Source organism: Acinetobacter sp. USHLN143 (assembly GCF_037145695.1).
GTDB lineage: Bacteria > Pseudomonadota > Gammaproteobacteria > Pseudomonadales > Moraxellaceae > Acinetobacter > Acinetobacter fasciculus.
In genome coordinates, this window is record NZ_JBBCWZ010000001.1 from 78,917 (window position 1) to 92,403 (window position 13,487).

The window sequence follows — 13,487 nt, forward strand, 5'->3', positions numbered from 1 at the left end:
TTTTAAAATCAGAGCTACTTCGGTAGCTCTTCTCTTGTTTGGGTGACTAATTTTGATTTAGAAAAATTGCACCAGTCCACTACGTTTGCATCTCATCAGCCGTGTATAATCAAATGCCCTTCCATTCTAGAGTTGCTCGCGACCATGGTATTCAGTGTTCTGCAAAAACAGCTTGATGAAAGTACTCACTGCCCATTGTGTAAGGCATCGATGTATTGGATTGAGGCAGAACAATATGATCAGGAGCTGAGCTATCATGAATGCAGCCATTGCCAGCATCAGCTTTACTCCGATCAAAAGCACAATTGTTATTGCGAACAATGTCTGGCGCAGCGTAAACGCATGCTCAAGGAAGTCCGTTTACAGGAAAACCGTCAATATCATAAAAAACAGGATCGGCCGGTTCTTGAGCTGAATCAGCTCAGTTTTATCAATAAGCTGTTTTTACTTTCGGTTCTGGATGAACAGGTGCAGGAATATAGTCAGCACCGTGAATATATTGACTGGCATCAAATTCGATATTATTCCATCAGTCCCAACTATCTGTTTCAGCATGGTCTGGTAAAAATCCTAATCAGGGATCAGGTTCTGATTCCCAAAGATCTCCAGCAGGAAAATCAGCATTATTATATTAATGTGCGACTGGATGGTTATTCTGAACCGACCCTGTTCAGTATCACCCAGCAGCTGCGCAACTGGTTTTATCAAAACCTGAGCCAAGGTGTGCCCTTTAAAAGTGCAGATGAAGTCAAAGATGCACTCTATTGCCTGCTATATGAAGAAATCATTCAGTTTGCCCAATTCTATTGCCGTAGCTGGAATGTGCAAATTGCCGGAAATCAGAGCTTTCAGACCTTTTGCTATCGTCTTTTGGATGTACTGGCTGTGGGTCAGATTTATTATCTGGTGCAGACCGGGCTGGAATATCTATATAAACAAAAAGCCCTCAAGCCCCGCAATGAAAACTTTATTAATACCAATCTGCTGAAAAAAACCTTGCAGCAGTACCGCGAACGTTCAGTTACAGAAAAATGGGAAACCTCTACCCTGCCGCGTCCACCGCAACTGGCATTCAGCAAGATGAGCGAAATCCTGTTTTATCGGTTTTTGGGCTATGATGAAAATATCTTCTTTCAGCCGGTGTGGCGTTCGTGGCACAAGATCGAACCTCGCCTGAAATTTTATTCCCAGAAACGTTGTATGCACTGCGGCTCACAGGAACTGTCGGTGGATTATGATGCCAGTGACTATGTCAGCCTGTTCTGTCGTAGCTGCAAGCATCAAGACCATTATTTTACCCGCTGACCGAATACAACGAATCTTTCTCCTATTCTAAATGACCACGATGACTACTTCGATGCAAGCATTACAGCAAACACTTCTGGACCAGATCTGTGAAGCCTGGTTGAAACTTCAGCAACAGCAACCCCTGGTGCATATCATGACCAATACGGTGGCCAGCAACTATGTCGCCAATATTGTACTGGCTGCACATGCTTCTCCGGCCATGATCGACAATCCTTTTGAAGCTGAAAGTTTTGCCAAGATTGCAGCAGCAATCAGTCTGAATCTGGGTACACCAACTACCGAGCAGGTTCAGGCGATGCAGATTGCTGCGAAAACTGCACATCAATTGCAAAAACCGTGGGTGCTTGATCCGGTCGGTTATGGAACAGTTCTGCGCTGGCGTTCTGGCGTCGTAGATCAGTTGATGCATTCCCAGCCTACGATTTTACGAGGCAATGCTTCTGAAATTGGTGCTTTGGCTGGCAAGCAGATCGAGTCCAAGGGTGTAGACAGCACAGTAGACAGTGCGGATGTTTATTTACAGGCGCGAAGTTTGCTGGATCATTGTGAATGTATCGCAATCTCCGGTGAATCTGATTACATTATTTCGAAAGACTATCCTGTGATACAGGTGTCAGGCGGTTCTGCTTTACAGCCCCGAATCACGGCGATGGGATGTGCGCTCGGTGCACTGATTGCTGCATATAGTGCAGTAACGTCTCCCGTCCTTGCTGCATTGACTGCGCATGTACATTTTGCAATTGCCGGTCAATTGGCATTTGAACCTGCGCAACAGTTAGGCTGTTTTAATGTCGCCTTTCTGGATGAAATCCATCAACTCAATACTGAAACAATCCGACAATACGCCAACTTTAAAATTCTGCCAGAATCCATTTAGTTTACGGGTCACTTCATGGGTGTTTATTCTCTTTAATAGATAATCATCCCTATTTAGGGCGTGTCATCAATTAAGCCATATCATGATTGAGGCAAGGTAGATCGCTGACAGGAAGTTTTGAGCCAATTTATCATAGCGCGTAGCAATACCTCGATACTGCTTGAGCTTGGCGAAGAAATTCTCGATCAGATGTCTTGCCTTATAAAGATGTTGGTCATAATCACGCTGATCAATCGCGTTACTTTTGGATGGCATCACGACTTGACCATTGATCTTATGAATCGGATCAATCACTCGATCCCTGGAATTGTAGGCTTTATCCATAAGCCATGTTTGGCTTAACGATAAGTCCAGTAACACATCGGCACCGTTCAAGTCATGGGCCTGCCCGGCAGTGAGATAAAATCCTGTTGGGTTGCCTAAAGCATCAGTACGGGCATGAATTTTGGTACTTAAGCCACCTTTACTGCGTCCGATCGCCTGTTCTTTTTTTTCCGGCACTGTGTTGATGAGCGCGCACAATGGTTGAGTCCAGCATGGCATATTCATTATCACTGTCATGTGATAGCACTTCAAAAACTCTCTGCCACACGCCTGTTTTAGCCCAACGGCTAAAACGGGTATGTACGACTCTAAAATCACCGAACCGTTCGGGTAAGTCTCGCCACGGAATACCTGAACGATAACGATAGAGTATTGCCTCAACAAATAATCGGTTGTCTTTGGCGGTTACTCCAACAGTACCCGGCCGTCCAGGCAACAGATCCTTGATCCGTTCCCACTGATCATCTCTTAATGCATAGCGTTTAGTCATGAAAAAATAATGAGGACAGATTAGATTTTCTCAAGCTAATTGATGACAGGCCCTAGATTGATCCTACTCATTTGCTTTATTGATCTCCTTAGAAATGTTCTGCCTAGCTCTTTCGGAGATCATTTTTGAGTAGTTTTATTCTGAACTGAGTAGGCTTTATACAACTTATCTAGTGATTTCCACACAAACGGTTTCCATTTTACTTAAGATCTGTTTGCATCACGCAAATCTAGTTCATGTGAATTGTAGTTCAATTTTTTGTCAGTATTTAAATATGACTTTTAAGTTTTGATTAACAGGTTACATAAATCAATATTTAAAGCCTGATCATGCTTATTTTTGATTGCTGATTTGACTTTTTCGGCTTTAAAATTTCAGTGCAATACTAGGATATTCAGCTCAATCGGGAACATGACTAATAGTATGAATAGACTAATAAAAATCAGTTCAAACAATGAGCTAACTTTGATTTCAATAAGTCAGCTTTACAAATATGCATTAAAAAAGCCAGCTGCCACTAAAGCAACTGACTTTTAAGATTTGAATAAATAACGTGTTTAAAACACCTATTTAACCTGCGTAATGAATGCTGACCGACTTGATACGATTGCTTTCAATTTCAGTGACTTTGAACTGTACACCTTGATAATTTAACTCGGTGCCCACGTCAACCGTACTGTTGGTTTTATCCAGAATCAAACCCGCAACACTGATATAACCGGCATCTTCATCAATCAGATCAATCATGCCAAGTTCCAGTTCAAGCTGATAAAGATCTAACATGCCCGATGCAATCCAGTGCGTATCATCGATTTTAACTAGATCTAGCTGTTCATCAGCATCCGGGAATTCACCGGCAATTGCTTCAAACACATCTAGCGGTGAAATCAGACCCTGCACATTACCAAACTCATCACTCACCAAGACCAAAGAACCTTTAGAGGTACGCAAGGTATTGATTGCGTCAATAACTTTCATTTTTTCAAAGATATAAATTGGGCGATGACGTTTAATCAGTGCTTTTAATTCTTCCGGCTCTTCCAGTACATCCAATAATTCTTTGGCACGTACTACGCTAATCACCTTATCTAGGCTACCGCGACATACCGGGAACAGACTGTGTGGAACAGATAGAATTTTTTCACGGATCTGTTCTGGGCTATCTTCCAGATCAACCCATGAAATCTGACCGCGCGGCGTCATGATCGAAGCGACTGAACGCTCTGCAAGGGTAAGTACCCCACCAATCATATAGCGCTCTTCATCTGCAAAGGTTTCTTGTGCCTCATTATTTTGAGTATCTGTCGTCTCTAACTTGCCACCCATTAACTTTAGGATCGAGTCAGCCGTACGATGACGCAAAGGAATCTTAGATTCATGTTTAGCAGCATTACGCTGACCAAACTGGTTAAATGCTTCAATTATGATCGCAACACCAATACCTGAATAGATATAGCCTTTAGGAATATGGAAACCAAAACCTTCTGCAATTAGACTGATACCAATCAAAAGTAGGAAGCTTAAACACAGAATCACCACGGTTGGATGACGGTTCACAAAATTGGTCAATGGTTTCGATGCCAGTAGCATCACGCCCATTGCGACAATCATGGCAGCCATCATGACATAAATATTGTCGACCATACCAATGGCGGTAATCACTGAATCTAAAGAGAAAACAGCATCTAAAACAACAATCTGTGCAACAACAGCAGTGAAACTTGCATATACCACATTGGTAGACACTGTGACTTCAGGTTTACCTTCAATCTTTTCATGCAGCTCAGTAACGGCCTTATACACCAGGAACAAGCCACCAAATAACAAGATCAGGTCCCGACCGGAGAAGGTCCAGTCAAACACAGTAATCAATGGTTGTGTCAAAGTGACCAACCAGGCAATGGCAAATAACAGGCCTAGACGCATGAATAATGCGAGAGACAAACCAATAACACGTGCTTTATCGCGTTGTTCAGGAGGAAGTTTTTCAGCCAGAATGGCAATGAAGACTAGGTTATCAATACCTAAAACAATTTCAAGAATAATAAGAGTAATTAAACCTACCCAGATTCCGGGATCTAATAAAAATTCCATTAGAGAATGACCCCGTTCGAGTAAGCTAGAAATAGAGATGGAAGATCAACGCACGGCGAGGGATCCATTAAAATTTAACCTATGCAACTTAAGACTATTCCATTATGCATAAACTGAGTATTTTGTAATGTATTAATTTACAAAAAAATTACATGATCATGATTTTATTGAGACTTTTATGATCAACTGATTGATGCTGAAACTGATTAATTTTAATTTTTTCTACATCATTTATTCAAATTGAATTAAAAATAAACAGAATTTAGTTTGATTAGACCATTACTTTTAAGGTCACTTAAAGATTAGAGCATAAACTATTTTTTTATTGAAAGAACAATCACTTAAAAATATAGCTGTAAATAATCATTTACTATATTGACTAAAACCACTCAATCACCCTATATTTCTTAAATCGATTAATTTATTGAAATACAATTATTTGCATTAAAACCTATTCAGACAGGCTGCTTAAGAACAATAAAAAGTCTTGGAAAACATTTCTACTCACGAAATACATAATGAGGAATTAAATTTATACAAAATATTATCGCCTTTCATCCGATTTTAAAGAACAATCTTCGCGCCAGATAAGGCTCACATGCAGAACTGATCAACTCCTTGGGATGTTAAGCAAAACTAAAAAGTGTTAGCGCTTTAACATTTTTAAAATAAAGGTTGAAATATGCATAAACTTTTTCATAAAATGAACGGGCCCTAGAAAAATAAATACAAGGAACATTTCATGACTAAGAAATATGCAAAATTTTTGCCGTGTACGGAAGAATTTAATTTAGAAAACTTTCCATATTATTGGGTAACTCAGGTTCATGCTCAATACGTCGTTAATGTCGATCATGCACTAAAAAAGTATGGTGTTGACAATTCCCGCCGCCGCATCCTTCTTGCACTAAAAGCCAAACCGCATGCCAGTGTTTCTGATTTGTCAGAGATGGTTGTTTCTAAAATGTCGACCACGACTAAAATTGTCTACCGCTTAAAAGACGAAGGTCTGGTTGAAACCTATTCATGTGAGGATGACGCACGGATTACCCGAGTATTTTTGACTGACAAAGGCATGCAAATGACACATAAGATCAATGATCTGACCAATGTCGTACTGGAACAGTCATTTGAAGGCCTGACGCCTTTGCAAATTGAAAAAACCATGGAAAGTTTACGTCATATTTTCAAAAATTTAGCTCGTTAAAGACCTACTTTTTATTTTAAATAGACGCTGGCGAATTGGCGCATACTTTATAATAATAAATAATTCGCCAGAGCTTTCTAAAAATCAAAAAAGTTCAGTTGTGGACTGACTTTTTTGATTTTTTCTTTTGGTACATGTGAGCATTCAAAATCTTCTACCGGAAAGCCCTCTACAAAGCTACGAATATCCGGATGCCTTAGCGTTAGCCATTCTTGCAGTCGCTGCTGTGGAATCACAATAACCGAGCGTTTGATATTACCCGGCTCATGAAACTCCTTCATCATGGGATGGTCAATTGCATCCATGGTAATCATACTGGCAGAGCGTACAATTTCACCTTGTACCCGAGCAATCTCATACACAGCTGCAATAAAAGTCGCCTGACCATCTTTACGTCTTACACCCCAACGCTGCGGTTTATTGTCAAAATATTTGGACTCATAAAATTCCGATACCGGAATGACGCCAAAATGACATTTGGCGGTGGCTTCAGCGAAGGTGGGCCTTTGCAGTAAGGTTTCATTTCTGGCGTTATAGGTCTTGGTGCCTATAGTTTTGTCTTCTGCCCATTTCGGAATGAGTCCAAAATTCACAGGACGCCATTCCAGTCCTTGAGCTGAATGAAACAAAAGCGGTGTAGCATAATTGGGATAAACCTCCTCTGGATATTCAAAAGGAATTTCTGGCAATCCCAGATTATGCAACTGCTCTAAGGTTAAAGGCTTAAAATTGGCGCACATGGCTCATATATGTAAATCATTCGACCATTAGATTATACCGTGCTGCCAAGTCGAAGCCTGTCGTATTTCTATAGTTTTAGGCGTGTTGACTGTTATGAATTCGGGACAGTCAACCAATGTGTCCGGGTAAATTCCTCAAAAATCCAGCGGCCATTAAAACGACCCAATCCTGAATTTTTCTCGCCACCAAAGGGTGCATTTGACTGGTCTGCAACACTAATGCCATTAATATGTGTCATCCCAATATCCAGTTGTGCCGCAAACGCGCAGCCTCGCTCCATGTTTGAGGTACATACTGCACTGGATAAGCCAAACTCGGTCGCATTGGCTAGGTTTAAAGCATGTGCTTCATCCCGGGCTTTTAAGATAGGTAAAATCGGACCGAAGCTTTCTTGCTGCGCCAGATCGGAATCTTCCGCAACATCAATAAAAATATGCGGAGAAACCAGATTCCCTTCAATTCCTCCTTCATAGACCAGTTGCGCGCCCTGCTCGCTGCCCGTTTGAATGATCTGTTGATGCTTTTTAACCTGACTCTGGTTAATGATCGGACCGATCATGGTATCTTCCAGATTTGGATCACCCACCGGAATCATTTTGATCCGATCCAGAAGCTTATCTACATAGGCATCATAAATAGAGGCATCGACAATAACCCGATTGGTACTCATGCAAATTTGTCCCTGATGCATAAAACGCCCCATCAGCGTCAGTTCAACTGCTAGATCAAGATCGGCATCATCCAGAATGACCAAAGGCGCATTGCCACCCAGTTCAAGTGCCAGACGTTTGATGCGGGGACTAGCCAAGGCTTTGCTACCGACACTTTTCCCCACTTCAGTCGAACCGGTAAATGAAATCATTTTCGGCACTGAATGCTCAACAAAATAATCCCCGATTTCACTGCCAGCACCGGCAACAATATTCAGTGTACCTGCAGGCAAACCTGCTTCTTCAAATAGCTTGCCGATTAAGGTGCCGCCAGTCACCGGCGTATCACTGGCCGGCTTCAATACAACGGTATTGCCACAGGCAATTGCAGTAGCCACTGAGCGTAAGGATAAATGAAATGGAAAGTTCCATGGACTAATGACAGCAATCACGCCTAAAGGCTTACGCAAAACTAAACTTTTACGTGCTGGATCTTTGCTTTCCAGCTGTTCAGTTTGGATCTGATCTGGAAAAGCCAGACTTTCCAGAATGATGCCCAGAGCAGCATCTACCTCAACGCCAGCTTTAATACGTGTACTGCCTGATTCAATAATCAGCCAGTCAATGATTTCATCACGACGCTGCTGAATAATTGTGATCACATTTTGCAACACTGTCTTTCGTACTTCAGTGGAATTCAAAACACCCTGCTGAAAAGCCTGCTCTGCTGCGGTATAAGCACTGTCTACATCGACAGAACTGGCAGCTGCCATGCTAAAAATTTCGCTCTGGGTATAGGGATTGATATTTTTTATTGTTCTGGTTGAAGTACCGCCTTGCCACTGGCCATGAATAAATTGCTGATCTAAATTTTGATATACTGTTGTCATTTTATTGTTTCCTCGCATGCTTTGCCCCACTTTAAGAGTTCGGCTGGAAAATTTCTAGTCAGAACGACAGCGGCTTACCATTAGACAATAAAAAAGCCTCCGAAGAGGCTTTTTTAAGCTAGACAGGATTAGTCACCTGTATAACCTTTTAACTTTAAACGCGCTGCGTGCAGAAGCGGCTCGGTATAACCTGATGGCTGCTCACCACCTTTAAAAATCAGGTCAGATGCTGCCTGGAACGCAATATTGTTGGCAAAGTCAGCAGACATTGGCGTATACAGTGGATCATTGGCATTTTGCTCATCCACAATTTTCGCCATACGTTGCATCACTTCTTCTACTTGCTCACGACTTACGATACCGTGACGCAACCAGTTCGCAACGTGTTGTGAAGAAATACGTAGAGTCGCACGATCTTCCATTAAACCGACATCATTGATGTCTGGCACTTTAGAACAACCTACACCCAAATCTACCCAACGAACGACATAACCCAAGATACCTTGACAGTTATTTTCGAGTTCTTTGGTTTTTTCTTCTTCAGACCAGTTGGTGTCTTTCGCCAATGGCGGTGTCAACAAATCATCCAGAGATAAAGGTTGAGTCGACAATAGCTCTTGCTGACGGTCTGCAACATTAATCTGGTGATAGTGAATCGCGTGAATCACCGCACCTGTAGGTGATGGAACCCATGCACAGCTCGCCCCCGCTTCAGGATGTTCAGTTTTGGTTTTGTACATGTCAAGCAGCATGTCTGGCTTTGGCCACATGCCTTTACCAATCTGTGCTTTACCACGTAAACCTGCTTGCAGACCAATCATCACGTTACGGTTTTCATAAGCCGGGAACCAGATTTGGCCTTTTACTTCGCCTTTACGAACGAATGGACCAGCTTCCATAAAGGTATGGATTTCGTCACCAGTACGGTCCATGAAACCTGTATTGATGAAGATAGTACGATCTTTGGCTTGTGCAATACAGTTCTTCAAGTTCACAGAAGTACGACGTTCTTCATCCATAATCCCGATTTTTAAAGTTTTTGCAGGTAAGCCGAGTGCCTGTTCTGCACGTTCAAACAATTCAACGGCAAATGCCACTTCTTCAGGACCATGCATTTTCGGCTTAACGATATACATTGAACCTTGACGCGAGTTCTTGATGGTGTTTTCACCTTTGATGTCTGCAAAAGACAATAATGGCGTAACCAATGCATCCATGATGCCTTCATAGATTTCTGCGCCATCTACCAGAATCGCAGGGTTCGTCATTAAATGACCAACATTACGTAGCAACATCAATGAACGGCCGTGAACTTTAGTTTCACCACCTTCTACATTTTTGAAAGTACGGTCTTCATTCAGTTTACGGGTAACAGTTTTACCGTTTTTCTCAATAGACTCCTCTAAAGTACCTTTCATTAGGCCTAACCAGTTACGGTAGCCTTCCACTTTTTCTTCAGCGTCAACGGCTGCAATCGAGTCTTCCAAGTCCTGAATGGTCGTAACCGCAGCTTCAAGAACCACATCTTTTACACCAGCGGCATCAGTTTGGCCAATCGGGCTGCTGGCATCAATTTGCACAATAGCGTGCAGACCATTATTTTTAAATACGATTTCAGTCGGTGCTGAAGCTTCGCCATTGTAGCCAACGAATTTAGCCGCATCTGCCACAGTTGTTTTTGAACCGTCTTTTAGGGTAACAACCAGTGCATTAGCTTCAACTGCGTATTGAGTTGCGTCCGCATGCGAACCTTGTGCCAGTGGGAAAGTTTCGTCGAGGAAATTCTTGGCAAATGCGACAACTTTTTCACCACGTTTCGGGTTATAACCTTTGCCTTTTTCCGCACCATCTTCTTCAGAGATGACATCGAAACCGTAAAGTGCATCGTACAAAGAACCCCAACGTGCGTTTGCAGCGTTCAAGCAGTAACGTGCATTACGTACTGGTACCACCAACTGTGGACCTGCCAGTATTGCAATTTCTTCGTCTACATTTTCAGTGCTGATTTGAAAATCTTCTACTTCTGGTAACAAGTAGCCAATTTCAGTCAAGAAAGCTTTGTAAGCTTGTAATTCAAATGTGTTATTGCGGTGCCATTCATCAATTTTCGCCTGAATGTCATCACGCTTAGCCAAAAGTGCTTTATTTTTAGGGCTAAGATCAACAACGACTTGTTCAAAGTTTTTCCAGTATGTTTCGCTGTCTAAACCAGAACCTGGTAGTGCTTCATTTTCGATGAAATCGTAAAGTTCTTTAGCAATCGCTAACTTGCCTTTTTGAATACGTGCAGTCATTGTCTTTCCTGATATTGCTACTTTTTATACAAGAGATTCTAGTATACCGATTAAAATCTAGCTGAATAGTATTATCACATTGCTAAATACTGAGCATTTTTTCCAATATGAATACCCTCATAAACATATTTGATATTTCTCAGTTACAAATAGATATCATTCTGCTAAATACCCTAATGACAGTGTATAAAGTTTTCGAAATGTAGAAATTAGACTTAAGTTCAGATTTTCGAGTAAAAATTATGCATTTTAGTTATACACGATCATATTTAGATCAAGATTAAGCCATGTTTGATCAGGCTTGTCGATAATTTAAGTACCTATTTTTATAAAAAAAAGCGCCAGTAAATAACCAGCGCTTTTATTCTTACTCTCCGTTCACGGAGGCGATTTTCTCAATCTGGCGATGTTCAGAATTCAGGTATTCATCTGACTGCATTTCCAGCAAACGGGAACGGGTCCGTTCAATTTCAAAGGCCAGTTTCTCACCCTCGTAAATATCCACGATATTATCTTCCGAGGTTAAGAGCAACTTGACGCCGCGGTCATAAAATTCATCCACCAGATAAATAAAACGGCGTGTTCCATCATTCAGGAAATCGGTCAGGTGCGGCACATTGCTGACCAAAACCGTATTATAAATATTGGCGATTTCAATAAAATCAGCCGGGCTTCGTGGTTTTAAACACAGCTCAGAAAACTCGCACCACAATACATCTTCAGTATGTGACACGGTTTCAACAATACGGTTGTTGATAATAATCGGCTCTTCAGAACAGGTCTGTGTCTGAGTCAAAGCGCTAAAACGTTGTGCAATCCAGTTTTTATGATCATGGGTCAACGGGAATTTAAACAGTTGTGCCTGTTTTAGAACCCGTAGACGGTAATCGACTCCGGCATCAACATTTAATACCACACAGTTTTTCTTGACCAGTTCGATGGTAGGCATAAAACGGTCACGGTGAATGCCGTTTTTATATAAACCGTCCGGTGCGATATTCGAAGTCGCGACCAAGGTAATACCGCGTTCAAACAGCTTCTGGAACAGATCACTCAAGATCATCGCATCCGTCACATTGGATACAAAGAATTCATCAAAACAGATGATGACGGCTTCTTTATAAATCCGATCCGCCACGATATCTAGCGGGTTACGCTGTCCGGATAATTTGTTTAACTCACGATGCACATGCTGCATAAAATGGTGAAAATGCATCCGGGTTTTACGGCGAAACGGAATCGAATCGTAAAACTGATCCATGAGCCAGGTTTTGCCACGTCCTACTCCGCCCCACATATAGACGCCTTTGGGAGATGTCTGACGGCGAAAGCGGCGAAATGCTTTTTTCGATGCCTTAAAACGCTGAATCAATTCCAGCCAGACACGATTCAGTTCATGTACTGCCATTGCCTGTGCTTCATCAGGCATAAACTGTCCCGAAGAGATCGCTTGTGCATAACGTTCTGCAGGAGAAATCGGACTAAAAGCGGTGCTGTGCTGTGAATTAAAATCGGACATAGAATTTCGTACTATTTGGGATCAATTTAATTATAGCGGAGTTTAATCAACACGCTATAACACTTTGGCATAAACAAGCTTAGGCTATTTTATATATTGCCGAGGACTTTGCCCAAACCAGCGTTTAAAGGCATGGTTAAAAGCAGCCGGCTCGGAATAGCCTAATAATTCTGCAATCATTTCAATCGAATACTGTTTGTATTCAATCAGTCGCAAAGCTTTATCTTTAATAATTTCTTCGCGAATCTGCTTATAACTGGTATCACACTGCTGTAACTGATGCCGTAAGGTTCGTTCCGGGATATTCAGCGCCTGTGCCGTTTCAGCCATGCTCGGCATCAGGCCGCTTTGGATCTCCAGATAATCCTGCACGCGCTGCACCACAGTCGGCGTCTGCTCATCCTGTTGCAAGCGTTCCAGTTCAGCCAGACATTTGGCTTCATAGACAGCAAAAGTGACCGCATCTGCAGAAGGAATTTTAATATCCAACACTGCTTCATCAAACCAGAATGCTGCCCGAGATGCATCAAACTGTACCTGTGTTCCATAATAATCATGGTAGACCTTTAAGGTATTCAGATCTTCTGGATAGGCAAATGGCAACTCGATCCGCAAATCAGGTTTGGATAAGCCCATCAATTTGTAAATTTCCCGGATAAACTTAAACGTTCCGGAAATCTCCGCCTGTGCCAGCAACATTCCCAAATGATCATCCTGCTGCTTTGCTCGATAACACAGCGCGCTATGATGCTCGCTTTGCTGCAAATCCAACTGACCGGTCAAATGGGTCAACTGCTGAAAACGGATCACCTGGTTCAGTGCATCGCGTACTGTAGGACTGGTCACCAGCAACATGAGTAAGGGACCATAACCTGCCAAAGCATAATGCTGACCAATCAATAATCCCTGTTCAGGTTGGATTTCCTGTCCCACCACCTTAAGCACATCATGTTCCAGACTCGGATGGATCACCGAACTTGGATCAAAGGCATCTACACGCAGCCCAATGTTTTGCAGTTTCTGATCGACTTCCATGCCAGCCTTGCGCATCCCTTGAATCAAATACATCAGACTGAGAACAGAACGTTTCATA

The 13,487-nt window shown here is 42.1% G+C and carries 9 protein-coding genes and 1 pseudogene; 3 read left to right on the forward strand and 7 right to left on the reverse strand.

Going from position 1 to position 13,487, the window contains the following annotated elements; all coding sequences use genetic code 11:
- Window positions 1–144 precede the first annotated feature (144 nt).
- On the forward strand, window positions 145–1,305 hold the full coding sequence (locus WFH18_RS00370; RefSeq protein ID WP_004278840.1) for a hypothetical protein: 1,161 nt from the start codon (window positions 145–147) through the stop codon (window positions 1,303–1,305).
- A 31-nt stretch (window positions 1,306–1,336) separates the two neighbouring features.
- Window positions 1,337–2,185, forward strand: a complete 849-nt coding sequence (thiM, locus tag WFH18_RS00375; protein ID WP_004731465.1) for a hydroxyethylthiazole kinase — start codon at window positions 1,337–1,339, stop codon at window positions 2,183–2,185.
- Between the two features lie 66 nt (window positions 2,186–2,251).
- On the opposite strand, the pseudogene WFH18_RS00380 reads toward thiM, so the two are convergent.
- Window positions 2,252–2,999, reverse strand: a pseudogene (locus WFH18_RS00380) (IS5 family transposase).
- Between the two features lie 570 nt (window positions 3,000–3,569).
- On the reverse strand, window positions 3,570–5,093 hold the full coding sequence (locus WFH18_RS00385) for a TerC family protein (protein WP_004731467.1): 1,524 nt from the start codon (window positions 5,091–5,093) through the stop codon (window positions 3,570–3,572).
- A 742-nt stretch (window positions 5,094–5,835) separates the two neighbouring features.
- Here WFH18_RS00385 and WFH18_RS00390 point away from each other — a divergent pair.
- Entirely contained in the window at window positions 5,836–6,300 is a 465-nt protein-coding gene (locus WFH18_RS00390; protein ID WP_004278843.1) for a MarR family winged helix-turn-helix transcriptional regulator, read from the forward strand.
- 77 nt (window positions 6,301–6,377) lie between these two features.
- On the opposite strand, the gene WFH18_RS00395 is transcribed toward WFH18_RS00390, so the two are convergent.
- From WFH18_RS00395 to WFH18_RS00415, 5 genes are all read right to left on the reverse strand, one after another.
- Window positions 6,378–7,040, reverse strand: a complete 663-nt coding sequence (locus WFH18_RS00395) for an SOS response-associated peptidase family protein (protein WP_004278844.1) — start codon at window positions 7,038–7,040, stop codon at window positions 6,378–6,380.
- 92 nt (window positions 7,041–7,132) lie between these two features.
- Window positions 7,133–8,581, reverse strand: coding sequence for an aldehyde dehydrogenase family protein (locus WFH18_RS00400; protein WP_004731470.1), 1,449 nt, complete (start codon window positions 8,579–8,581; stop codon window positions 7,133–7,135).
- Between the two features lie 128 nt (window positions 8,582–8,709).
- Window positions 8,710–10,875, reverse strand: a complete 2,166-nt coding sequence (locus tag WFH18_RS00405; RefSeq protein ID WP_004278846.1) for a malate synthase G — start codon at window positions 10,873–10,875, stop codon at window positions 8,710–8,712.
- A gap of 367 nt (window positions 10,876–11,242) precedes the next feature.
- A complete protein-coding gene (zapE, locus tag WFH18_RS00410; protein ID WP_004278847.1) occupies window positions 11,243–12,394 on the reverse strand; it encodes a cell division protein ZapE in 1,152 nt (383 codons plus the stop codon).
- Window positions 12,395–12,478: 84 nt separating this feature from the next.
- Entirely contained in the window at window positions 12,479–13,486 is a 1,008-nt protein-coding gene (locus WFH18_RS00415) for a helix-turn-helix domain-containing protein (RefSeq protein WP_004278848.1), read from the reverse strand.
- Window position 13,487: the final 1 nt, after the last annotated feature.